General features: G+C 59.5%; 19 protein-coding genes. 14 read left to right on the top strand and 5 right to left on the bottom strand.

Annotated elements, in window-relative coordinates:
- The first annotated feature begins 92 nt into the window (after positions 1 to 92).
- From AB4O08_RS08370 to AB4O08_RS08405, 8 genes are all read left to right on the top strand, one after another.
- On the top strand, positions 93 to 1721 hold the full coding sequence (locus tag AB4O08_RS08370; RefSeq protein ID WP_010213186.1) for an ABC transporter substrate-binding protein: 1629 nt from the start codon (positions 93 to 95) through the stop codon (positions 1719 to 1721).
- 331 nt (positions 1722 to 2052) lie between these two features.
- Positions 2053 to 3630 carry an ABC transporter substrate-binding protein gene (locus tag AB4O08_RS08375; protein ID WP_370737437.1) on the top strand — a complete coding sequence of 526 codons (1578 nt, stop codon included), beginning with the start codon at positions 2053 to 2055 and terminating at the stop codon, positions 3628 to 3630.
- Positions 3631 to 3800: 170 nt separating this feature from the next.
- Positions 3801 to 5216, top strand: coding sequence for an OprD family outer membrane porin (locus AB4O08_RS08380; protein WP_010213189.1), 1416 nt, complete (start codon positions 3801 to 3803; stop codon positions 5214 to 5216).
- Positions 5217 to 5296: 80 nt separating this feature from the next.
- Entirely contained in the window at positions 5297 to 6895 is a 1599-nt protein-coding gene (locus AB4O08_RS08385) for an ABC transporter substrate-binding protein (protein WP_045791318.1), read from the top strand.
- A gap of 76 nt (positions 6896 to 6971) precedes the next feature.
- The gene (locus tag AB4O08_RS08390; RefSeq protein WP_003171721.1) at positions 6972 to 7982 is read left to right on the top strand and encodes an ABC transporter permease subunit; all 1011 of its coding nucleotides are present in this window, start codon (positions 6972 to 6974) and stop codon (positions 7980 to 7982) included.
- Between the two features lie 10 nt (positions 7983 to 7992).
- Positions 7993 to 8904 carry an ABC transporter permease subunit gene (locus AB4O08_RS08395; RefSeq protein ID WP_460114798.1) on the top strand — a complete coding sequence of 304 codons (912 nt, stop codon included), beginning with the start codon at positions 7993 to 7995 and terminating at the stop codon, positions 8902 to 8904.
- A gap of 10 nt (positions 8905 to 8914) precedes the next feature.
- On the top strand, positions 8915 to 9883 hold the full coding sequence (locus AB4O08_RS08400) for an ABC transporter ATP-binding protein (protein ID WP_010213192.1): 969 nt from the start codon (positions 8915 to 8917) through the stop codon (positions 9881 to 9883).
- A complete protein-coding gene (locus tag AB4O08_RS08405; protein ID WP_010213193.1) occupies positions 9883 to 10854 on the top strand; it encodes a peptide ABC transporter ATP-binding protein in 972 nt (323 codons plus the stop codon). The genes AB4O08_RS08400 and AB4O08_RS08405 overlap by 1 nt, the downstream gene beginning before the upstream one ends.
- 113 nt (positions 10855 to 10967) lie before the next feature.
- Here AB4O08_RS08405 and AB4O08_RS08410 read toward each other — a convergent pair whose 3' ends face one another.
- From AB4O08_RS08410 to AB4O08_RS08420, 3 genes are all read right to left on the bottom strand, one after another.
- Complete coding sequence (locus tag AB4O08_RS08410; protein WP_106118868.1) at positions 10968 to 11222, bottom strand: hypothetical protein; 255 nt, start codon at positions 11220 to 11222, stop codon at positions 10968 to 10970.
- A 96-nt stretch (positions 11223 to 11318) separates the two neighbouring features.
- Positions 11319 to 11648 carry a hypothetical protein gene (locus tag AB4O08_RS08415; protein WP_021491899.1) on the bottom strand — a complete coding sequence of 110 codons (330 nt, stop codon included), beginning with the start codon at positions 11646 to 11648 and terminating at the stop codon, positions 11319 to 11321.
- Between the two features lie 83 nt (positions 11649 to 11731).
- On the bottom strand, positions 11732 to 13315 hold the full coding sequence (locus AB4O08_RS08420) for a peptide chain release factor 3 (RefSeq protein WP_010213196.1): 1584 nt from the start codon (positions 13313 to 13315) through the stop codon (positions 11732 to 11734).
- A 294-nt stretch (positions 13316 to 13609) separates the two neighbouring features.
- Here AB4O08_RS08420 and AB4O08_RS08425 point away from each other — a divergent pair, with 294 nt between their 5' ends.
- The 5 genes from AB4O08_RS08425 to AB4O08_RS08445 all read left to right on the top strand — a co-directional run bounded on the left by AB4O08_RS08425 (position 13610) and on the right by AB4O08_RS08445 (position 18740).
- Entirely contained in the window at positions 13610 to 14362 is a 753-nt protein-coding gene (locus tag AB4O08_RS08425; protein WP_232920563.1) for an ABC transporter permease, read from the top strand.
- A gap of 20 nt (positions 14363 to 14382) precedes the next feature.
- Entirely contained in the window at positions 14383 to 15279 is an 897-nt protein-coding gene (locus tag AB4O08_RS08430) for a glycine betaine ABC transporter substrate-binding protein (protein WP_010213199.1), read from the top strand.
- A gap of 11 nt (positions 15280 to 15290) precedes the next feature.
- Complete coding sequence (locus AB4O08_RS08435; protein WP_010213201.1) at positions 15291 to 15944, top strand: ABC transporter permease; 654 nt, start codon at positions 15291 to 15293, stop codon at positions 15942 to 15944.
- Positions 15941 to 17098: an osmoprotectant ABC transporter ATP-binding protein OsmV gene (locus AB4O08_RS08440; RefSeq protein WP_010213202.1), complete on the top strand. Its 1158-nt coding sequence runs from the start codon at positions 15941 to 15943 to the stop codon at positions 17096 to 17098. The genes AB4O08_RS08435 and AB4O08_RS08440 overlap by 4 nt, the downstream gene beginning before the upstream one ends.
- A gap of 478 nt (positions 17099 to 17576) precedes the next feature.
- Positions 17577 to 18740 carry a type III PLP-dependent enzyme gene (locus AB4O08_RS08445; protein ID WP_010213203.1) on the top strand — a complete coding sequence of 388 codons (1164 nt, stop codon included), beginning with the start codon at positions 17577 to 17579 and terminating at the stop codon, positions 18738 to 18740.
- Positions 18741 to 18789: 49 nt separating this feature from the next.
- Here AB4O08_RS08445 and AB4O08_RS08450 read toward each other — a convergent pair whose 3' ends face one another.
- Positions 18790 to 19542, bottom strand: coding sequence for a tetratricopeptide repeat protein (locus AB4O08_RS08450; protein WP_021491900.1), 753 nt, complete (start codon positions 19540 to 19542; stop codon positions 18790 to 18792).
- Positions 19543 to 19544: 2 nt separating this feature from the next.
- Complete coding sequence (locus tag AB4O08_RS08455) at positions 19545 to 20225, bottom strand: Fe2+-dependent dioxygenase (RefSeq protein ID WP_187517334.1); 681 nt, start codon at positions 20223 to 20225, stop codon at positions 19545 to 19547.
- A gap of 204 nt (positions 20226 to 20429) precedes the next feature.
- On the opposite strand from AB4O08_RS08455, the gene AB4O08_RS08460 reads away from it, so the two are divergent.
- A complete protein-coding gene (locus AB4O08_RS08460) occupies positions 20430 to 22715 on the top strand; it encodes a TonB-dependent receptor (protein WP_038452691.1) in 2286 nt (761 codons plus the stop codon).
- The last annotated feature ends 71 nt before the right edge of the window (positions 22716 to 22786 follow it).

Here is a 22786-nt window from a genome sequence, read left to right on the forward strand (position 1 = left end):
TTGCAATGGGTATGGCGCCTGCATAAGTATCCGCAGGCCGACTCACGAGGTCGCCCTCACCACCAAAAATGACAACAAATCATGAGGCCAACATGCTTAAACACGCAGTCATTCCGTTAATTGTTAGCGCTGGCCTTATGGCCGCAGCTCCTTTCGCCCAAGCGGCGACTAACCTGGTGTTCTGCTCCGAAGGGAGCCCGGCCGGTTTCGACCCAGGCCAGTACACCACCGGAACAGACTTCGATGCCTCGGCCGAAACCATGTTCAACCGCCTGACCCAGTTCGAACGCGGCGGTACCGCTGTGATTCCTGGGCTCGCCACCAGCTGGGACGTTTCCCCGGATGGCTTGACCTACACCTTTCACCTGCGTGATGGCGTCAAGTTCCACACCACTTCGTACTTCAAGCCGACCCGTACCTTCAATGCCGATGACGTACTGTTCACGTTCAATCGCATGATCAACAAGGACGATCCGTTCCGCAAAGCCTACCCCACCGAGTTCCCGTACTTCACGGACATGGGGATGGACACCAACATCAAGAACATCGAGAAAGTCGACGAGCACACTGTCAAGTTCACCCTTGGCACCGTGGACGCCGCTTTCATCCAGAACCTGGCAATGAGCTTCGCCTCGATCCAGTCGGCTGAATACGCCGCTCAACTGCTCAAGGAAGGCAAGCCTGCGGACATCAACCAGAAGCCGATCGGCACTGGCCCGTTCGTGTTCAAGAGCTACCAGAAAGACTCGAACATCCGTTACACCGGCAACAAGGACTACTGGAAACCTGAAGACGTGAAGATCGACAACCTGATCTTCGCTATCACCACCGACCCGTCGGTGCGTATCCAGAAACTCAAGAAAAACGAATGCCAGATCACCCTGTTCCCACGTCCGGCCGACCTCAAGGCGCTGGGCGATGACAAGGACCTGAAACTGCCGCACCAGGCCGGTTTCAACCTGGGCTACATCGCTTACAACGTCATGGACAAGGTCAAGGGCAGCGACCAGCCAAACCCACTGGCCGACCTGCGCGTACGCCAGGCGCTGGACATGTCGGTGAACAAGCAGCAGATCATCGACTCCGTCTACCAGGGCGCCGGCCAGCTGGCTGTCAACGCCATGCCACCGACCCAATGGTCGTACGACACCACCATCAAGGATGCCAAGTACGACCCTGAGAAAGCCAAGTCGCTGCTCAAGGAAGCGGGCATCAAGGAAGGTACCGAAATCGTTCTGTGGGCCATGCCGGTTCAGCGTCCGTACAACCCGAACGCCAAGCTGATGGCTGAAATGCTGCAAAACGACTGGAAGAAGATCGGTCTCAACGTGAAGATCACCAGCTACGAGTGGGGCGAGTACATCAAGCGCTCCAAAGGTGGCGAGAACCAGGCCATGATCATTGGTTGGAGCGGTGACAATGGTGACCCGGACAACTGGCTGAACGTGCTGTTCGGCTGCGACTCGCTGTCCGGTAACAACTTCTCCAAATGGTGCGACAAGAAATTCGACGGCATCGTGAAAGAAGCCAAGGCTACGTCGGACGTCGCCAAACGCACCGAGCTGTATAAGCAGGCGCAACATATCCTCAAAGATGCTGTCCCGATGACACCTATCGCGCACTCGACGGTGTATCAACCCATGCGTTCCACCGTGCAGGACTTCAAGATCAGCCCGTTTGGCTTGAACTCCTTCTACGGCGTGAGCGTCAGCGGCAAGTAAGGATCATTGACGGCGACGTTTCTTAACGTCGCCGTTATTGCATCCGCCTGGACCGTAGGAAACAGACCACGCTCGCAATCGTTGCGTCCTACAGCAACGAATTGCGATGCGTGACGCCGTTGCCTACAAGGTCAATCCGATTTGGTGCATTTACTGCCAGCTCCGCGACCCATAACGTCGTAGGACAGCAGAGTCTCCAAATGCGGAAAGGCACTTGCTGCGTATGGGATCAGCGATGTCACCTTGGCCGAACGCCCGGGTGGTTGCTCGCTGATGACAACTACAAACAAGGATCGGGATCGTCATGCGCCATACCACCGTTCTATCCGCAATGTTTGCCACCAGCCTGCTGGCTGTGGCCACGATGGGCCACGCCGCCGACAAGCGGAGCCTGGTGTTCTGCTCGGAAGGCAGCCCGGCAGGCTTTGATACTGCGCAATACACCACCGCCACCGACAACGACGCGGCCGAGCCGCTGTACAACCGCCTGGTTGAGTTTGAAAAGGGCGAGACCGGTGTCGTACCTGCGTTGGCAACCAAGTGGGATATTTCGCCAGATGGCATGACCTATACTTTTCACCTGCGTGAAGGGGTGAAATTCCACAGCAACAAGGAATTCAAGCCGACGCGGGACTTCAACGCCGACGACGTGCTGTTTACCTTCAACCGCATGCTTGACCCCGACCATCCGTTTCGCAAGGCCTACCCCACCGAGTTCCCCTACTTCAACGGGATGAGCCTGAACAAGAACATTGCCAAGGTCGAAAAAACCGACCCGCACACCGTGGTGATGACCCTGAATACGGTCGACGCCGCGTTCATCCAAAACATCGCCATGAGTTTCGCCGCGATCCTGTCGGCTGAATATGCCGAGCAATTGCTCAAGGCCGGCAAGCCCAGCGACATCAACCAGAAGCCGATCGGCACTGGCCCCTTTGTGTTCCAGCGGTATCAGAAAGACTCGCAGATCCGCTATGTGGCCAACAAACAGTACTGGGACCCGAGCCGGGTCAAGCTGGACCAACTGATCTTCGCCATCAACACTGACGCTTCGGTGCGGGTGCAGAAACTCAAGGCCGGCGAATGCCAGGTCACCCTGCATCCGCGCCCGGCTGACGTCGACGCCCTCAAGGCCGACCCGAACCTGAAACTGCTGACCAAGCCCGGCTTCAACCTCGGCTACATCGCCTACAACGTGCGCCACAAGCCGTTCGACCAGCTCGAAGTGCGCCAGGCGCTGGACATGGCGGTGAACAAGCAGAGCATCCTCAACGCCGTGTACCAGGGCGCGGGGCAATTGGCGGTCAACGCCATGCCACCGACGCAGTGGTCCTACGACGACAGCATCAAGGACGCCGCCTACAACCCGGAAAAAGCCAAGGAACTGCTCAAGGCTGCCGGGGTGAAGGAAGGTACCGAGATCACCCTGTGGGCGATGCCGGTGCAACGTCCGTACAACCCCAACGCCAAGCTGATGGCCGAGATGCTGCAAAGCGACTGGGCCAAGATCGGCCTCAAGGTCAAGATTGTCAGCTACGAATGGGGCGAGTACATCAAGCGCACCAAGAACGGTGAGCACGATGTCAGCCTGATCGGCTGGACCGGTGACAACGGTGACCCGGACAACTGGCTGGGCACTCTCTACAGCTGCGACGCCATCGGCGGGAACAACTACTCCATGTGGTGTGACCCGGCGTACGACAAGCTGATCAAGCAAGCCAAGGTCGTGACCGACCGCGAACAAAGGACTGTTCTGTACAAACAGGCGCAGCAACTGCTCAAGCAGCAGGTGCCCATCACGCCAGTCGCCCACTCGACGGTCAACCAGCCGTTAAGCGCCAAAGTCGAAGGTTTCAAAGTGAGCCCCTTCGGCCGCAACGTGTTCTCGGGCGTCAGTATCACCCCATAAGAAAATAACCGGATTGCGCAGGGCGGGCCCCGCCTTGCTGCAAACGCGCGGCCTTTTGTTGGGATTTTTCCTACGCCAAACGTTTGCATGAGCTTGAACGAGTTACACACCCAATAGCCGGATCACCAAAAAAGACCGGCATTAAAAAGAGAACCAAAGGAGCTTCATTCATGAAACTGAGCAGCAAAGCGCTTCTGGCCCTGGCCATCAGCAGCATCACGGCTACCGCCTACGCTGAAACCACCAGCCAGGACTTCGTTCCGACCACTTTGGCCGGCACCAGCGCCCAAAGTGAGGCCAAAGGCTTTATCGACGGTCAAAGCCTGGGCGGTACCACGCGTAACTGGTACTCCAACGAAATGAAATTTCGTGGTCAGAAATTCGGTTACTACAAAAATGCCGCCGATAAAGCCGCAGATGTAAAAACCAACGTTTCCCGCCGTTACAACTGGGCCCAAGGCACCATCCTCAACTACTCCTCGGGCTTCACCCAGGGCACCGTTGGCGTGGCCACCGAAGTGGCGGCCTATAACTACATCGCGTTGATCGATGATCAAAAAGATATCGCTGGCGGCTCCAACCGCACCCTGGCCCACACTTACGGTGACGCCGTAGGCCAATGGAGCAAACTGGGCCTGGCCAACGTCAAGTTCCGTGTTTCGAACACGACCTTGACCGCCGGTCGCCAGAACTTCAGCAGCGGCATCATGGACACCATCGGCAACCGTGCGCTGCCTTCGAGCTTTGAAGGTGTGAGCTTCAACAGCGAAGAATTCAGCAACCTGTCGTTCCAAGGTGGCGTGTTTGACCGCGTTTCGCCACGTACCGAACAAAGCCTGTCGAAATTCCGCAGTGAGTACAGCAGCAGCGGCGTTGAGACCGACAAGGTCTACACCCTGGGCTTCAACTACCAGCCGCTGAAAAGCCTGAAAACCAGCGTCTTCGCCGCTAACGTCAAAGACTTCTGGAACCAGTACTACTTCGGCGCTACCCATGAACTGGGTGACAGCCAGGTACTGAGCCTGACCACAGGCCTGAACTACTACAAGACCGTCGACGAAGGCAAAAAGTTGATGGGCGAAATCGACAACGATACCTACTCGCTGTCGCTCGGCCTGACTCACCAAGCTCATAGCCTGACCTTCTCGTACCAGGAAGTGAACGGTAACGAGTACTTCGACTACCTGCACGAAACCAACGGCATCTACCTGGCCAACTCCCTGACCTCTGACTTCAACGGTCCAAACGAGAAGTCCTTCCAGGTTGCCTACGCCATCAACATGGCCGAATACGGCGTTCCAGGCCTGAAGTTCAACATCTACTCGGCACGCGGCTGGGGCATTGACGGGACTCACTACCGTGGCGACAACGGCGTGAAAGACTTCGCCTACAACGGCATCCAGGCCCAGAACGGCGAACACCACCAGGAATACGGCATTGGTTCTTCCTATGCGATCCAGAGCGGTCCTCTGAAAGCGACTACTGTTCGCGCCACCTACGTGACGCACCGCGCCAGCGAAAACCAGTCTGACGGCAACCTGCGCGAATTCCGCCTGGTTACTACCATCCCATTCAACATTCTTTAATTAGCGCCAGGTAGACGGCGGGCTCAGGACGAGCCCGCCGTCTACGCTTGTCTGGTCCCATCGATTGCAGAGGGCTCTGAATGAAAATGCTCCCGCTACAAGCCGCTATGGCTGCCGCGCTGTTGAGCGTGGCGATCGGCGTTTCGGCCAAACCACTGGTGGTCTGCACCGAAGCCAGCCCGGAAGGTTTTGACCCGGTCTTGTACACCACGGCCGTGACCGCTGACGCCGCGGCTGAAACCATGTTCAACCGCCTGGTGGACTTCAAGCCCGGCACTACCGAAGTGGTTCCCGCGCTGGCCAAAGACTTGCCCGAGATCAGCGCCGATGGCCTGACCTACACTTTTCACCTGCGTGACGATATCAAGTTCCACACCACCGATTACTTCAAACCCACGCGCAACATGAACGCCGACGACGTGCTTTGGAGTTTCCAGCGTCAGCTGGACCCGAATCACCCGTGGCATAAAAAGTCCCTCGTGGGTTACCCGTACTTCGAAAGCATGGGCTTCAAGGAACTGCTCAAGAGCGTAGAAAAGACTGACGATCACACCGTCGTCTTTACCCTGACCCGTCCTGAAGCACCGTTCCTGGCCGACCTGGGCATGGCATTCTCTTCAATCCATTCGAAGGAATACGCCGACCAGTTGCTCAAATCCGGCAAGACCGAAGACCTCAACGCCAAGCCCATCGGCACGGGCCCGTTCGTCTTCACCCGCTACCAGAAAGACGCCCAGGCGCGGTTCAAGGCCAACCCCGACTACTTCCGTGGCAAACCGGCAGTCGACCCGTTGATCCTGGCGATCAGCACCGATAACAACGTGCGCCTGCAGAAGCTCAAGGCCAACGAATGTCAGATCGCGTTGTTTCCCAAGCCCGATGACATTCCAAGCATCAAGAAAGACCCGAACCTGAAAGTCGACGAACTGGCGGCGATGACCACCAGCTACACCGCGTTGAACACCACGCACAAATACATGAGCGATGCGCGGGTCCGTCACGCGATCAACATTGCGTTCGACAAGGCCGGCTATACCGAAGCCCTGTTCGGCAAAGGCAATGCGGTGGTGGGCACCGGCCCTTATCCGCCGACCTTGCTGGGTTTCAACAAAAAACTGAAGAACCCGCCCCGCGATCTGGACAAAGCCCGCGCGCTGCTCAAGGAAGCCGGCGTACCGGAAGGCACCGAGTTCACCCTGTTCACCCGCAACGGCGGCGGCCCGACCAACCCTAACCCGATGCTCGGCGCACAGCGCATGCAGGCGGACCTGGCGCAGATCGGCCTGAAGGTGAATATCAAAGTCATGGAATGGGGCGAAATGCTCAAGCGTGCTAAAAACGGCGAGCACGACATGGTTTCGGCTGGGTGGGTGGGTGATAACGGCGACCCGGACAATTTCCTGACCCCGAACCTGAGTTGCGATGCAGCGAAAAACGGCGAAAACTACGCCCGCTGGTGTAACAAAGAGTTTCAAGACTTGATCGACAAAGCTCGCGCCATCGCTGAACCCGCCCAGCGCGCTGCACTCTATGAACAAGCACAGGACGTTTTCGATAAGGACCAACCATGGCTTCCCATGGCTTACCCGAAACTGTTCACCGCCATGCGCAAGAACGTAGAAGGCTTCACCCAAAGCCCTCTGGGTACAAATAACTTCGCCACCACCCAGGTGAAGTAAATAAGAAAAACGCTCGGCGCCGTCGCTATTGACGGCGCCGGACCTGCCTAACCGGCTGATTGAGGTACACGACAAGATGTTTAGTTTTATTGCCCGCCGACTGGGGTTATTGATCCCCACGTTTTTCGGCATAACGTTGCTCACGTTTGCGTTGATTCGCATGATCCCTGGCGACCCCGTCGAAGTCATGATGGGCGAGCGGCGCGTCGACCCCGAGATGCACGCACAGGCAATGGAACGCCTTGGTCTTAACAAGCCGCTGTATGCGCAATACCTGGATTACGTCGGCAAACTGGCCCAGGGTGACCTTGGCGAATCGCTGCGTACCCGCACCAGCGTGTGGACTGAATTCACCGCCCTCTTCCCGGCGACCCTGGAACTGTCCATGGCCGCCCTGTTGTTCGCCGGTATCCTGGGCCTGTTGGCCGGGGTGATCGCGGCGCTTAAACGAGGATCCCTGTTCGACCATGGGGTGATGGGCATCTCCCTCGCGGGATACTCGATGCCGATCTTCTGGTGGGGCCTGATCCTGATCATGTTCTTCTCGGTCAGCCTGGGCTGGACCCCGGTGTCCGGGCGTATCGACCTGCTTTACGACATCGAGCCGCGCACCGGCTTCATGCTGATCGACACCCTGCTGGCTGACGAGCCGGACGCGTTCTGGGATGCCCTGCACCACCTGATCCTGCCGGCCATCGTGCTCGGTACCATTCCGCTGGCGGTGATCGCACGGATGACCCGTTCGTCGATGCTCGAAGTGCTGCGCGAAGACTACATCCGCACCGCCAAGGCCAAAGGCCTGTCGCCGGCGCGCGTGGTGTTCGTGCACGGCCTGCGTAACGCACTGATCCCGGTATTGACCGTGGTCGGCCTGCAAGTCGGCACGCTGTTAGCCGGTGCGGTATTGACCGAAACCATCTTCTCCTGGCCCGGCATCGGCAAATGGCTGATCGAAGCCATTGGCGCGCGGGACTACCCGGTGGTGCAGAACGGCATCCTGTTGATCGCCTGCCTGGTGATCCTGGTGAACTTCGTGGTGGATATCCTCTACGGCTTCGCCAACCCACGCATCCGTCACCAGCGCTGAGATCATGACCATGACCACACCTAGTCCAGTGTCAGCAGTCGATCAAAGCCTGCTGTACCCGTCTCCGTACAAAGAATTCTGGCAAGCCTTTTCCAAGAACAAAGGCGCGGTTGCCGGCCTGCTGTTCATGTTGCTGATCGTGTTCTGCGCGATCTTTGCCCCGTGGGTTGCACCACATAACCCGAGCGAGCAATACCGCGACTTCCTGCTGACCCCGCCAGCCTGGCTGGAAGGTGGGCAGATGCAATTCCTGCTGGGCACCGACGAACTGGGCCGTGATTTGCTCTCGCGCCTGATCCAGGGCTCGCGCCTGTCCTTGCTGATCGGTTTGTCGTCGGTGGTGATGTCGCTGATCCCGGGGATCCTGCTGGGTCTGTTCGCCGGGTTCTTCCCGCGCTTGCTCGGCCCGACCATCATGCGCCTGATGGACATCATGCTGGCCCTGCCGTCGCTGCTGCTGGCTGTAGCCATTGTCGCGATCCTCGGCCCTGGCCTGATCAACACCGTGATCGCCATCGCGATCGTGTCGTTGCCGTCCTATGTTCGCCTGACCCGCGCTGCGGTAATGGGCGAGCTGAACCGTGACTACGTGACCGCCGCCCGCCTCGCCGGCGCCGGCCTGCCACGTCTGATGTTCATCACCGTGCTGCCCAACTGCATGGCGCCGCTGATCGTTCAGGCCACCTTGAGCTTTTCCTCGGCGATCCTCGATGCCGCGGCTCTGGGCTTCCTTGGCCTTGGTGTACAACCGCCAACCCCGGAGTGGGGCACCATGCTGGCTTCGGCCCGTGACTACATCGAACGCGCCTGGTGGGTGGTGAGCCTGCCTGGTTTGACCATTTTGCTCAGCGTGCTGGCAATCAACTTGATGGGCGACGGCCTGCGCGATGCGCTGGACCCGAAACTCAAGAACGCCGCCTGAGGAGATTCCCATGTCACTGTTAGAAATCAAGAATCTCAACGTCCGCTTCGGCGACAAGACCGCCGTGCCGGTGGTCGATGGCCTCGACATCTCCGTCGACAAAGGTGAAGTACTGGCGATCGTTGGTGAGTCGGGTTCGGGTAAATCCGTGACCATGATGGCGCTGATGGGCCTGATCGAACACCCCGGCATCGTCACCGCCGACGCGCTGAACTTCGACGGCAAGGACATGCTCAAGCTGAGCAACCGCCAGCGCCGTCAGATCGTCGGCAAAGACCTGGCGATGGTATTCCAGGACCCGATGACTGCACTGAACCCCAGCTACACCGTGGGTTTCCAGATTGAAGAAGTGCTGCGCCTGCACCTGAAAATGTCCGGCAAACAAGCGCGCAAGCGTGCCATCGAGTTGTTGGAAAAAGTCGAAATTCCAGGCGCTGCCAGCCGTATGGATGCCTACCCGCATCAACTGTCCGGCGGTATGAGCCAGCGTGTCGCAATCGCCATGGCGATTGCCGGCGAGCCGAAACTGCTGATTGCGGATGAGCCGACGACTGCACTGGACGTGACCATCCAGGCGCAGATCATGGAACTGCTGCTGGCCCTGCAGAAAGAACAGAACATGGGCCTGGTGCTGATCACCCACGACCTCGCGGTCGTGGCGGAAACCGCCCAGCGCGTGTGCGTGATGTACGCCGGCCAAGCCGTGGAAGTCGGCCAGGTACCGCAACTGTTCGACATTCCAGCGCACCCTTACAGCGAAGCGCTGCTCAAGGCGATCCCGGAGCACAGCCTCGGCGCCACGCGCCTGGCCACGCTGCCCGGTATCGTACCCGGCCGCTATGACCGTCCGCAGGGCTGCCTGCTGTCGCCGCGTTGCCCTTACGTGCAGGAAAACTGCCGTACCCAGCGTCCCGACCTTGACCCGAAAACCAACAGCCTCGCGCGCTGCTTCTACCCCTTGAACCAGGAGGTGGCGTAATGGCCGTCGTTCTTACCGCCCGCGACCTTACCCGTCACTACGAAGTGTCCCGTGGCCTGTTCAAGGGCCACGCCACGGTGCGTGCCCTCAATGGCGTGTCCTTCGAGCTCGAAGCCGGCAAGACCCTTGCGGTTGTAGGCGAGTCGGGTTGCGGCAAATCCACCCTGGCCCGCGCGCTCACATTGATTGAAGAGCCGTCTTCCGGGTCCCTGAAAATCGCCGGACAAGAAGTCGCGGGCGCCGACAAGGCCCAGCGCAAGCAACTGCGCAAAGACGTGCAGATGGTGTTCCAGAGCCCGTACGCCTCGCTGAACCCACGGCAGAAAGTCGGTGATCAACTGGCCGAGCCGCTGCTGATCAACACCAACCTGTCTGCCGCCGAACGCCGCGAGAAGGTACAGGCAATGATGAAGCAAGTGGGCCTGCGCCCTGAGCATTATCAGCGCTACCCGCACATGTTCTCCGGCGGCCAGCGCCAACGGATCGCCCTGGCCCGCGCCATGATGCTGCAACCGAAAGTGCTGGTGGCGGATGAACCGACTTCCGCGCTGGACGTGTCGATCCAGGCCCAGGTGCTCAACCTGTTCATGGACCTGCAGCAGGAATTCAACACCGCCTACGTGTTCATTTCCCACAACCTGGCAGTGGTGCAACACGTTGCCGACGACGTGATGGTGATGTACCTCGGTCGCCCAGTGGAGGTCGGTCCCAAGGAAGACATCTACGCACGCCCGCTGCATCCGTATACGCAGGCGCTGCTGTCGGCGACCCCGACCATCCATCCAGACCCGAACAAGCCGAAGATCAAAATCGTCGGCGAGCTGCCCAACCCGCTGAACCCGCCGCCAGGCTGCGCCTTCCACAAGCGCTGCCCGTATGCGACCGCGCGATGCAGCACCGAGGAGCCGCAACTGCGGCCGTTGGATAACCGTCAGGTGGCTTGCCACTACGCGGAGCAGTTCGTCGCGTGACATCGCAACAAAAATGCCCTGGGTGATCAGCCCAAGGCATTGCAAGTGTTCTACAGCCCTTCCCATCAGGTTGCGCATCAGCCGGGTGGGAGGGGCTTTCTTTTGGGCGATGCCTACGTCTGGCTGTCGCCCTCATCGTCCGGATCATCACTGTCCGGTTCGTCGGTGGTGGGATCATCATCGCCCTCACTGCCACCCTGGTCCTTGTCGCCAGGCTCCGCCTCAGACTTCGCCAATTGCAGATCCTGGCGATGCCCAGAAGACCCAACACTGCTCTGCAGCGGGTTATGCGCCCAGGCCGACGACATCCCCAACGACAACAGCACCAGCACCTTTATCAACAGCACGACTCGTTGAAAAATACTCATGGTTGATTCCGTCCAGTCAGTAGGTAGATCCCACGCGACAGCCGTTTACCGCCGCCATCGTTGACGCTAGTCGCGATGCCGGGATTGCGCCAGGTATCAGGTTTCGCCGTCGTCGTAGGTTTCACTGTCCTCGCCATCGTTGTAGGGATTTTCCTGATCTTCCTTCGGGGCGGGCTGGGCTTGCGGTTTCCAGCTGCCGGAGTTGACCTCTTGCTGCTTTTTCTTGGTGACAGGGCCGGTGTCTTTCCATTGGGGCGTTCCAGCGCCCGCCAGCGCCCAATTGCCGGCCAGCCCCAGAGCCGCCAGCAACATCAGCTGAACGGCACGTTGAGTTATACGCAAGGTCGCCTCCTGATCCGTCGGTGAGTGGGTGAAGTAGTTGAATACGCTAGACCCGATGCGGGCTTCTTGCCAATCGATCGCCATGCGCAGATCAAAATGTGGTGTTCAGCGCCCACAAAAAAGGGCGAAGCCATGACAGCCTCGCCCTTTTATAAACCGCTCAGAACTTAATGGTGCTCACGGGTTGCGCGGAATTTCACATCTGGCCAGCGCTCTTCCATCAGCGCCAGGTTGACTCGGGTCGGGGCCAGGTAGGTCAGGTGACCACCGCCATCCACCGCCAGGTTTTCCACGGCCTTGTTGGAGAACTCTTCCAACTTCTTCTTATCGCTGCAATCGATCCAGCGCGCGGAGTACACAGTGATCGGCTCATACGAGCACTCAACCTTGTATTCCTCTTTCAGGCGGCTGGCGACCACATCGAACTGCAGCACGCCGACGGCGCCGAGGATGATGTCGTTGCTGCGCTCGGGGAAGAACACCTGGGTGGCGCCCTCTTCCGCCAATTGCTGCAAGCCTTGGCGCAGTTGCTTGGATTTCAGCGGGTCACGCAGGCGGACGCGGCGGAACAGTTCCGGGGCGAAGTGCGGGATACCGGTGAACCCCAGCGCTTCGCCTTCGGTGAAGGTGTCGCCGATCTGGATGGTGCCGTGGTTGTGCAGGCCGATAATGTCGCCCGCGTAGGCTTCCTCGAGCTGTTCACGCTCGGAGGAGAAGAACGTCAGGGCGTCGCCGATGCGTACGTCCTTGCCGGTGCGCACGTGGCGCATCTTCATGCCTTTTTCGTATTTACCGGAGCAGATGCGCATGAAGGCAATACGGTCGCGGTGTTTAGGGTCCATGTTCGCCTGGATCTTGAACACGAATCCGGTGAACTTCTCTTCGACCGGCTCTACGGTACGTTCGTTGGCGACACGTGCCAACGGGCGCGGGGCCCAATCCACTACAGCGTCGAGCACATGGTCGACACCGAAGTTGCCTAGGGCGGTACCGAAGAACACCGGGGTCAACTGGCCGTCGAGGAATTCCTGCTGGTTGAACTCATGGCAGGCGCCCTGCACCAGTTCCAGCTGGTCGACAAAGCGGTCGTACTCGTCACCCAGGTGGGCGCGGGCTTCGTCGGAGTCGAGTTTCTCGATGATCTTGGTTTCGGTGCGCTCGTGACCATGGCCGGCGGTGTAGACAATGATGTAGTCGTCGGCCAGGTGGTAAACGCCCTTGAAGTCGCGGTAGCAACCGATCGGCCAGGTGATCGGTGCGGCCTTGATCTTCAGGACGGCTTCGATTTCATCGAGCAGCTCGATCGGGTCGCGGATGTCGCGGTCGAGTTTGTTGATGAAGCTGACGATCGGCGTGTCACGCAGACGGCACACGTCCATCAGCGCGATGGTGCGCGGCTCGACGCCCTTACCGCCGTCGAGGACCATCAGTGCCGAGTCCACCGCAGTCAGGGTGCGGTAGGTGTCTTCGGAGAAGTCTTCGTGGCCCGGGGTGTCGAGCAGGTTGACCATGTGGTCGCGATACGGGAACTGCATGACCGACGTGGTAATGGAAATACCCCGTTGTTTTTCCATTTCCATCCAGTCAGAGGTGGCATGGCGGTCGGATTTGCGGGATTTCACCGTGCCGGCCACCGCGATTGCCTTGCCCATCAGCAACAGCTTCTCGGTGATGGTGGTTTTACCGGCATCGGGGTGGGAAATAATGGCGAAAGTGCGGCGTTTCGCGACTTCGGCGGCCTGGTGGGTCATGGGAAATCGCCTGGCAGGTGAGTCAAAAAAGGGCGGCGAGTATAGCGCAAACCCAGGCAGCCAGACCACCGTTCAGCCCATTGGGGGTGGCTAAATGCTGCCAAGTGTGGAACCTTTTAAAAGGTAGAGACGTCCACTCCCCTGCTACCGCACTCGGAACAGGGGCTGATAAATCAGCAAGTTAGCCTGACGAGGCTGCGCTCATGGCTCGATCGCATACCGCGTTGCCGGTATCGGCGAGCTGCATTTCGCGACCACATTCAGAGGCAGCCAGGCATGGCATGCCACGAAGGAATGTGTTCGCCGACAGAAGAAAAAAGGAGTCCGCCTGTGGCTATTCGCTATGGCAAAGGGCTGATAGGAGGAGCGGTTGTCGTCGCCCTCTTGGCCCTGCTGGTCCACTGGATCGGCATCAACACGATCGAACTGTACCGCGACGATTTGTTGTTTTACCTGCAAGCTCATCTGATCCTGGTTCTTGTCTCCATGCTGGCCGCCCTGATTGTGGGGATCCCCGCCGGTATCCTGCTCAGTCGACCGAACATGGTCGGGCGTGCAGAACGCTTCATGCAGATCTTCAACATCGGCAACACCGTCCCTCCCCTGGCCGTACTGGCCATCGCCCTCGGCGTCCTCGGCATCGGCAGCGGCCCTGCGATTTTCGCCCTGTTCCTCGCCTCCTTGCTGCCCATTGTGCGCAATACCTACGAAGGCCTGAAAAACGTGCAGGGTTCCTTGAAGGAAGCCGCCGTCGGCATCGGTATGACACCGCGCCAAGTGCTGTTTCGCGTCGAATTACCCAACGCCGTGCCGATCATCATCGGTGGCGTGCGCGTGGCGCTGGCGATCAACGTCGGTACCGCACCGCTGGCCTTCCTGATCGGCGCCAACAGCCTGGGCAGCCTGATCTTCCCCGGCATCGCCCTGAACAACCAGCCGCAATTGCTACTCGGCGCCGCGTGCACCGCGCTGCTGGCGTTGTTGCTTGACGGTCTGGTGACCATGGCCAGCCGCCTCTGGTTGGAACGCGGGTTGCGTCCGTCTTAAGGCTTGGCAAAGGAAATCACATGAAAAGACTGACCCTGATATTGAGCTGCGTCCTGCTGTTTGCAGGCATTGCGCAAGCCGCCGAAAAACCGGTGATCCGCATCGGCGCCCGGGTGTTCACCGAACAGACCCTGCTCGCCGAAATCACTTCCCAGTACCTGCGCACCAAGGGCTACGACGCCCGTGTGACTGGCGGCCTGGGCAGCAACCTGGCGCGCAGTGCCCAGGAAAGCGGGCAACTGGACCTGATCTGGGAGTACACCGGCGTGTCGCTGGTGGCCTACAACCATGTCGACGAGAAACTCGACAGCGAACAGTCCTACGCTCGAGTCAAAGAACTCGACGCTAAAAAAGGCCTGATCTGGCTCTCGCCGTCGCGCTTCAGCAATACCTACGCCCTGGCCCTGCCCGAGAACGTGGCCAAGGAGTTCCCGCAGATCAACAGCATCAGCGACCTGACCCACGCCCTGGCGGAAAAAACCAAAGGCACGCGCCTGGTGGCGCTGGACACCGAGTTCGCCAACCGGTCCGACGGCATGGGCGGCATGGTCAAGCTGTATGACATGAACCTCACGCGTAAAAACACCCGGCAGATGGACGCCGGCCTGGTCTACACCGCCCTGCGTAACGGTCAAGTGTTTGCCGGTTTGGTCTACACCACCGATGGTCGCCTGAACGCCTTCAAACTGAAGCTGCTGGAAGACGACAAGCATTACTTCCCGGACTACACCGCCGCACCGGTGATCCGTCAGGCGTATCTCGACCAGCATCCAACCCTCGCGGCTGAACTCAAGCCGCTGGCCGATCTGTTCGACGACGAAACCATGCGCCAGTTGAACGCGCGGGTCGACGTCGACCATGAAAGCCCATCCGCTGTTGCCGCCGACTTCCTGCGCCAACATCCCATCAATCAATAAGAGGAGAAGACATGGAATTCCTGAACGCCTTTTCCCATCTTGATTGGGCCCAAGTCCTACAACTGACCGGACAGCACATCACCCTGGTCGGCATCGCCGTGATCCTCGCGATCCTGATCGGCGTGCCCCTGGGCATTCTGATGACACGCTTTCCGACCCTGGCCGGTCCGCTGCAAGCCAGCGCCACCGTGTTGCTGACTGTACCGTCCATCGCGCTGTTCGGTCTGCTGCTGCCGTTCTATTCCAAGTTCGGCCAGGGCCTGGGGCCGATGCCGGCGATCACCGCCGTGTTCCTCTACTCCCTGCTGCCGATCATGCGTAACACCTACCTGGCCCTCACCGGGGTGGAACCGGGCATTCGCGAAGCCGCACGCGGCATCGGCATGACCTTCGGCCAGCGCCTGCGCATGGTCGAGCTGCCCATCGCCGTGCCGGTGATCCTCGCCGGTGTGCGCACCGCCGTGGTGATGAACATTGGTGTCATGACCATCGCCGCCACCATCGGCGCCGGTGGCCTGGGTGTACTTATTCTGGCTTCCATCAGCCGCAGCGACATGTCGATGCTGATCGTTGGCGCCGTGCTGGTCAGTCTCCTGGCCATCTTCGCCGACCTGCTTCTGCAATGGCTGCAACGCTCGCTGACTCCAAAAGGATTGCTCAAATGATCGAACTTCAAAACCTGTCCAAGACCTTCCAAAGCAACGGCAAGACTGTGACGGCCGTGAACGATGTAAGCCTGACCGTCAATGAAGGCGAGATTTGCGTCTTTCTCGGCCCGTCGGGCTGCGGCAAGAGCACCACGCTGAAAATGATCAACCGCCTGATCAAGCCCACCTCGGGCAAGATCCTGATCAATGGCGAAGACACCACCGACCTCGACGAAGTGACCCTGCGTCGCAACATCGGTTATGTGATCCAGCAGATCGGTCTGTTCCCCAACATGACCATCGAGGAAAACATCGTGGTCGTGCCTAAATTGCTCGGCTGGGACAAGCAGAAATGCCATGACCGCGCCCGCGAGTTGATGAGCATGATCAAGCTGGAGCCCAAGCAATACCTGCACCGCTACCCGCGTGAGCTGTCGGGTGGCCAGCAACAGCGCATCGGCGTGATCCGTGCCCTGGCGGCCGATGCGCCACTGCTGCTGATGGACGAACCGTTCGGCGCGGTCGACCCGATCAACCGCGAGATGATCCAGAACGAGTTCTTCGAGATGCAGCGCGCGCTGAACAAGACCGTGATCATGGTCAGCCACGACATCGACGAAGCCATCAAGCTGGGCGACAAGATCGCCATCTTCCGCGCCGGCAAGCTGTTGCAGATCGATCATCCGGACACCCTGCTCGCCCACCCGGCCGACGAATTCGTCAGTAACTTCGTGGGCCAGGACAGTACCCTCAAGCGCCTGTTGCTGGTGAAGGCCGAAGATGCGGCGGACAACGCGCCTTCGGTGAGCCCCGAGACGCCGGTGGCCGATGCATTGGAATTGATGGATGAGCATGACCGCCGCTACATGGTGGTCACCTGTGCCGAGAACAAGGCACTGGGGTATGTACGACGTCGCGACCTGCACCGTCAGACCGGGACTTGCGGCCAGTACCTGCGCGAGTTCAACGCCACGGCGGCGTATGACGAGCATCTGCGCATCCTGTTGTCGCGCATGTATGAGTTCAACCGGTCGTGGCTGCCGGTGATGGATGCGGAGCGGGTATTCCTCGGCGAAGTCACCCAGGAGTCGATTGCCGAGTACCTGAGTTCCGGTAAGTCCCGTGGGGGCAAGACCAGTATTGTGTCGCCTGCCGAGACCGCCCTGGCCTGATCTGACTCGACTCGGTTAAATCATGTGGGAGCGGGCTTGCTCGCGAATACGCTGTGACAGTCAACACATGCGTGACTGATCCACCGCATTCGCGAGCAAGCCCGCTCCCACATTTGGTCTAAGGTGTGCCAGGGAAATCCCAGCGAATTGCCCCTTCCGGGGAACATCATTCCGTCATACCTGTCGGTTACATAAGTAGCTGCACCGGTTCCCGCGACGAACGCGTGCAAAAACGCGACATTTTTAGTTGATCTATGGCCTCTCACGTCCTAAAGTTCGCGCCGAACGTCCATGCTGGAAACGATCCATCCGGCTCAAGTACTGACGACGAGACAGCAAGGCCAAGGGAAGCGGTTAGTCCCATGGCCTTTTTGCTTTCGGCGACATGCCTTGGGAAGTAGGCGAACCAAAGTGGGGATACGGAGGACGTTCAGTTGCACCCATTGATTACTACAGTTTGCCCTTAGGAGTTCCCAGCATGTCGATCAACGTCGAAGACTATTTCGCGCGCGCCACTTTTGACAAAATGAAGGCGTTCGCCGACAAGCAAGAAACCCCATTCGTGGTGATCGACACCGCGATGATCAGCCAGGCCTACGATGACCTGCGCGCCGGTTTCGAATTCGCCAAGGTCTATTACGCGGTCAAGGCCAACCCAGCCGTCGAGATCATCGACCTGCTCAAAGAGAAGGGTTCGAGCTTCGACATCGCTTCGATCTACGAGCTGGATAAAGTGATGGATCGCGGCGTCAGCGCCGACCGTATCAGCTACGGCAACACCATCAAGAAATCCAAGGACATCCGCTACTTCTACGAGAAGGGCGTGCGTCTGTTCTCCACCGACTCCGAAGCCGACCTGCGCAACATCGCCAAGGCCGCACCGGGCTCGAAAGTGTATGTGCGTATCCTCACCGAAGGCTCGACCACGGCTGACTGGCCGCTGTCGCGCAAATTCGGCTGCCAGACCGACATGGCCATGGACCTGCTGATCCTCGCCCGTGACCTGGGCCTGGTGCCTTACGGCATCTCGTTCCACGTCGGCTCGCAACAGCGCGACATCAGCGTGTGGGACGCGGCGATCGCCAAGGTCAAAGTGATCTTCGAACGCCTGAAGGAAGAAGACGGCATTCACCTCAAGCTGATCAACATGGGTGGCGGCTTCCCGGCCAACTACATCACCCGCACCAACAGCCTGGAAACCTACGCCGAAGAAATCATCCGCTTCCTCAAGGAGGATTTCGGCGACGACCTGCCGGAAATCATCCTGGAGCCAGGCCGTTCGTTGATCGCCAACGCCGGTATCCTGGTCAGCGAAGTGGTGCTGGTGGCGCGTAAATCCCGTACCGCCGTCGAGCGTTGGGTGTACACGGATGTGGGCAAGTTCTCCGGCCTGATCGAAACCATGGACGAAGCCATCAAGTTCCCGATCTGGACCGAGAAGAAAGGCGAGATGGAAGAAGTGGTCATCGCCGGCCCGACCTGTGACAGCGCCGACATCATGTACGAGAACTACAAGTACGGCCTGCCGCTGAACCTGGCGATTGGTGATCGTCTGTACTGGTTGTCGACCGGTGCGTACACCACCAGCTACAGCGCGGTTGAGTTCAATGGATTTCCGCCGTTGAAATCGTTCTACGTCTGATCGTCCCTCCCGGGAACGATCAACCGCTGTAGGAGCCGGCTGCCGGCTCCTACAGGTTCAGGTGTGTGGCGCGCTCTTTGTAAGCCTCCGCCATCGCCCGAATCTGCGGATCATTCGCTGCTGCCAGTGCCTTGTGCGCCGTGCGCAGGAACTTCAGATTCCCGCCCGCCAATGCCTTGCGCAGCCACGCCAGCGCCGCCTCGATTTGACCGCTGTCAGCCAACACCGCCGCATAGCTGAACTGCCCGCGAAAATCCCCGGCTTCGGCTGAGCGTCGATACCAATCCACGGCAGCGTCCAGGTCCCGTGGGCAGAACTGGCCCTCTTCCAGATAACGCCCCACCAAGTTCATCGACTTGGCATGCCCCTGCTCCGCCGCCTGACGGTAGAAGGCCAGTGCCTGTTGTTGGTCTTCAGCGACGCCGCGTCCGGTCGCCAGCAGATTGGCATAGTTGTATTGACCCCAATCCAGGCCGGCCTTTGCTGCCATCCGGTATTCCCGCGCAGCGGCCACCTCATCGACGGCACACCCCCAGCCATGCTCCTGGCAACGGCCTGCCATATTGCGTGCCATCAAGTGCCCGCTTTGGGCTGCAATCCGGAACCAGCGCAAGGCCAGCGCTTCATCGCGCGCAATGCCACGCCCTTCCAGCAGGATCTGCCCGAGCAGCGCCTGGGCATCCACCGCGCCCTCCTTCGCCGCGATCAGGATCGCTTGGGCGGCACGGACGGGGGAATCGTCAAGCATGCGTTGCAGTTGCTCGACATTGAGCACTTCTTCGCGGCGCAATAAAAAGCCCATGCTCAGACCTCGACCCAGCGGCGCAGCAAGTTGTGATACGTGCCGGTGAGTTGGATCAACGCAGGGTGGTCGGGCACATCGGCGCTCAGTTGCTGGATCGCGCAGTCCATCTCGAACAGCAGGGTGCGCTGGCTGTCTTCGCGCACCAGGCTTTGGGTCCAGAAGAACGAGGCATAGCGCGCACCGCGGGTCACGGCGTTGACTTTATGCAGGCTGGAACCGGGATACAGCACCATGTCGCCGGCCGGCAGCTTTACACGCTGCAGGCCGAAGGTGTCCTGGATCTCCAGCTCGCCGCCGTCGTATTCATCGGGGTCGCTGAAAAACAAGGTGGACGACAAATCGGTGCGCACGCGTTCGTGGCTGCCTTTGGGCTGGCGCACGGCGTTGTCGATGTGAAAATCAAAACTGCCGCCTGCGGTGTAGCAGTTGAGCAACGGCGGGAAGACCTTGTGCGGTAACGCTGCCGACATAAACAACGGGTTCTGCCACAAGCGCTCCAGCATCGCCGCACCGATTTCCTTGGCCAGAGGGTGGCCTTCAGGCAATTGCAGGTTGTGCTTGGCTTTGGCGGACTGGTGCCCGGCGGTGATTTTACCGTCGGCCCAATCGGCGTTTTCCAAGGCTTGGCGAATGCGCTGCACTTCCTCACGAGAGAACAGGCCGGGGATGTGCAGCAGCATGGGCAATACCTGAATTCGGAAAGGCGCCAATGGTATTGATTCTTATCCGCCCTGTAAAACGCCGGGACGAACGAGTCCGTAAAAACCGTAAGTCAAAAGTGTAAAGAATGTAAATTTAGTGCAATTAGCAATGTATCGCAATTGATAGAAAGTCGTGTTCACCCTATATTCCGCCGCCTCACATCCTTGGGGAAGGGACACGTCATGTCGCGCACCATTACAAAAATACCTGCCAGTTCACCTCGCATGTTGGCCTCGGCCATCGGCGTTGCCCTCAGCGCCAGCGCTATCGCCCATCAGGCGCAGGCGGCTGAAGACACTGAACAAAAAGGCCAGCGCAACAGCATCTCCCTCGGCGCCACCAGCATCACCGGGGAAGAACAGGACAACACCTCCTACCAAGTGGAAAAAGCCTCGTCGCAGAAATACACCGCGCCCTTGGTGGACACACCGCGCTCGGTCACCGTGGTGCCGCAACAAGTGCTCAAGGACACCGCCGCCACGTCGTTACAGGATGCCTTGCGCACCGTACCGGGCATCACGTTCGGTGCCGGTGAAGGCGGCAACCCTCAGGGCGACCGCCCGTTCATCCGTGGTTTTGACGCCCAGGGCGACACATACCTGGACGGCGTGCGCGATACCGGCGGCCAGAGCCGTGAGATTTTCGACATCGAATCGATCGAAGTCAGCAAAGGCCCGAACTCTTCGTTCGGCGGTCGTGGCTCGGCCGGTGGCAGCCTCAACCTGGTGAGCAAAACCCCACAAGCGCGGGACTTCACCAACGGCGGCTTCACCTATGGTTCCGACCAGACCCGCCGCTACGTGCTCGACGTGAACCGTCAGTTCCTCGACGACAGCGCCGCGTTCCGCCTGAACCTGATGAGCCACGAACAGAACGTCGCCGGCCGCGACGCAGTGAATTACGACCGTTGGGGCGTAGCGCCGTCGCTGACGTTCGGCCTGGGCACCCCTACCCGCGTCAACCTCAGCTACTACCACATGGAAAGCGACGACCTGCCGGATTCGGGGATTCCTTATGGCTACGGCTCATCGACCGCCACTGCCCACGTGCATGACAAACCCAACGACGGCGGCGACAGCAACAATTTCTACGGCCTCAAGGATCGCGACTTCCGCAAGACCCGCGCCGATATCAGCACGTTCTCCATCGAGCACGACCTGAACGACAACATGACGCTGAAAAACACCCTGCGCCATGGCAGCACTGGCCAGGATTACATCCTGACGCAGCCGGACGACAGCAAATTCAACGTCAACCGGTTCGGCACCGTGTGGCGCCGCGCCAACAGCCGGGTCTCGACCACAACCACCACCACCAACCAGACGGACTTGTTTGGCAGCTTCCAGGCTTTGGGCTTCAAGCACAGCTACTCCACCGGCCTGGAGTTCACCGGCGAAGAAACCCGCGTGAGCAACTACACCATCAGCCCCAACACCAACCCGGTCTGCACCGTGGCCAAAGGCAGCCTGGGCGGCCAGTGCACCTCCCTGAGCAACCCGAACCCGGATGACGCCTGGACCGGCAGCATCGCGCGCAACTATTACGGCACCGCCACCAAGGCCACCAGCCGTGGCGCCTATGTGTTCGACACCATCGAGCTGGACCCGAAATGGTTGCTGAACGTCGGCCTGCGCTACGACACCTTCGACACCGTTGCCAACACCGACTCCGCGACCGGCCGCAGCAAAATCAAAGAAGACAGCCAATTCTTCAACTGGCAAGCCGGCCTGGTCTGGAAACCGGTGGAAAACGCCAGCATCTATGCCTCCTACGCCACGTCGGCGACGCCTGCCGGTGGCCTGGTCGGTGAAGGTTCGGACGGCAACCCGCTGTCTGCCGGTGCCGCCAGCAGCGACCTGCAGCCGGAAGAGACCGTCAACTACGAGTTGGGCACCAAGTGGGACCTGTTCCACGATCGCCTGTCTCTGACCGCTGCAGTGTTCCGTACCGAGAAGAAAAACACGCGCATCCTGGTCGACGCCCTGACCTATCAGAACGCAGGTGAGTCCCAAGTCGACGGCGTGGAATTGTCCGCCAGCGGCAAGATCACCGACCAATGGCAGGTGTTCGCCGGCTACAGCTACCTCGACAGCGAGCTGGTCAAATCCGGCCTGAACGGCCGCAACGGTGTGGTCAGCTCGGGGTCGAACAAAGGCAATCAAATGCCCAATACGCCGAAGAACACCTTCAGCCTGTGGACCACCTACGACGTCACCTCCAAGCTCACCATCGGCGGTGGCGCGTTCTACGTCGACCAGGTTTATGGCGATGCAGGCAACACCGTTTACGTACCGTCCTACACCCGCTACGACGCCATGGCCAGCTACAAACTGACCAAGAACGTCGACCTGCAATTGAACGTGCAAAACCTGACGGACAAGCTGTATTACGACAAAGCCTTCTCGACGCACTTCGCCAATCAGGCGGCCGGTCGTACGGCGCTGTTGACCACCAGTTTCCACTTCTAAACAGCACTACCACGCAGCAAAAAGCCCCACGCATCGGATGCGTGGGGCTTTTGCGTGTTAAACAGAATGTT

The organism is Pseudomonas sp. H3_E07 (genome assembly GCF_054668895.1).

What these genes read in the sequence shown, in the direction of transcription:
- AB4O08_RS08370 (WP_010213186.1), top strand. Translation starts at nt 93, where the DNA reads ATGCTTAAACACGCAGTCATTCCGTTAATTGTTAGCGCTGGCCTTATG.
- AB4O08_RS08375 (WP_370737437.1), top strand. Translation starts at nt 2,053, where the DNA reads ATGTTTGCCACCAGCCTGCTGGCTGTGGCCACGATGGGCCACGCCGCC.
- AB4O08_RS08380 (WP_010213189.1), top strand. Translation starts at nt 3,801, where the DNA reads ATGAAACTGAGCAGCAAAGCGCTTCTGGCCCTGGCCATCAGCAGCATC.
- AB4O08_RS08385 (WP_045791318.1), top strand. Translation starts at nt 5,297, where the DNA reads ATGAAAATGCTCCCGCTACAAGCCGCTATGGCTGCCGCGCTGTTGAGC.
- AB4O08_RS08390 (WP_003171721.1), top strand. Translation starts at nt 6,972, where the DNA reads ATGTTTAGTTTTATTGCCCGCCGACTGGGGTTATTGATCCCCACGTTT.
- AB4O08_RS08395 (WP_460114798.1), top strand. Translation starts at nt 7,993, where the DNA reads ATGACCACACCTAGTCCAGTGTCAGCAGTCGATCAAAGCCTGCTGTAC.
- AB4O08_RS08400 (WP_010213192.1), top strand. Translation starts at nt 8,915, where the DNA reads ATGTCACTGTTAGAAATCAAGAATCTCAACGTCCGCTTCGGCGACAAG.
- AB4O08_RS08405 (WP_010213193.1), top strand. Translation starts at nt 9,883, where the DNA reads ATGGCCGTCGTTCTTACCGCCCGCGACCTTACCCGTCACTACGAAGTG.
- AB4O08_RS08410 (WP_106118868.1), bottom strand. Translation starts at nt 11,222, where the DNA reads ATGAGTATTTTTCAACGAGTCGTGCTGTTGATAAAGGTGCTGGTGCTG.
- AB4O08_RS08415 (WP_021491899.1), bottom strand. Translation starts at nt 11,648, where the DNA reads ATGGCGATCGATTGGCAAGAAGCCCGCATCGGGTCTAGCGTATTCAAC.
- AB4O08_RS08420 (WP_010213196.1), bottom strand. Translation starts at nt 13,315, where the DNA reads ATGACCCACCAGGCCGCCGAAGTCGCGAAACGCCGCACTTTCGCCATT.
- AB4O08_RS08425 (WP_232920563.1), top strand. Translation starts at nt 13,610, where the DNA reads ATGTGTTCGCCGACAGAAGAAAAAAGGAGTCCGCCTGTGGCTATTCGC.
- AB4O08_RS08430 (WP_010213199.1), top strand. Translation starts at nt 14,383, where the DNA reads ATGAAAAGACTGACCCTGATATTGAGCTGCGTCCTGCTGTTTGCAGGC.
- AB4O08_RS08435 (WP_010213201.1), top strand. Translation starts at nt 15,291, where the DNA reads ATGGAATTCCTGAACGCCTTTTCCCATCTTGATTGGGCCCAAGTCCTA.
- AB4O08_RS08440 (WP_010213202.1), top strand. Translation starts at nt 15,941, where the DNA reads ATGATCGAACTTCAAAACCTGTCCAAGACCTTCCAAAGCAACGGCAAG.
- AB4O08_RS08445 (WP_010213203.1), top strand. Translation starts at nt 17,577, where the DNA reads ATGTCGATCAACGTCGAAGACTATTTCGCGCGCGCCACTTTTGACAAA.
- AB4O08_RS08450 (WP_021491900.1), bottom strand. Translation starts at nt 19,542, where the DNA reads ATGGGCTTTTTATTGCGCCGCGAAGAAGTGCTCAATGTCGAGCAACTG.
- AB4O08_RS08455 (WP_187517334.1), bottom strand. Translation starts at nt 20,225, where the DNA reads ATGCTGCTGCACATCCCCGGCCTGTTCTCTCGTGAGGAAGTGCAGCGC.
- AB4O08_RS08460 (WP_038452691.1), top strand. Translation starts at nt 20,430, where the DNA reads ATGTCGCGCACCATTACAAAAATACCTGCCAGTTCACCTCGCATGTTG.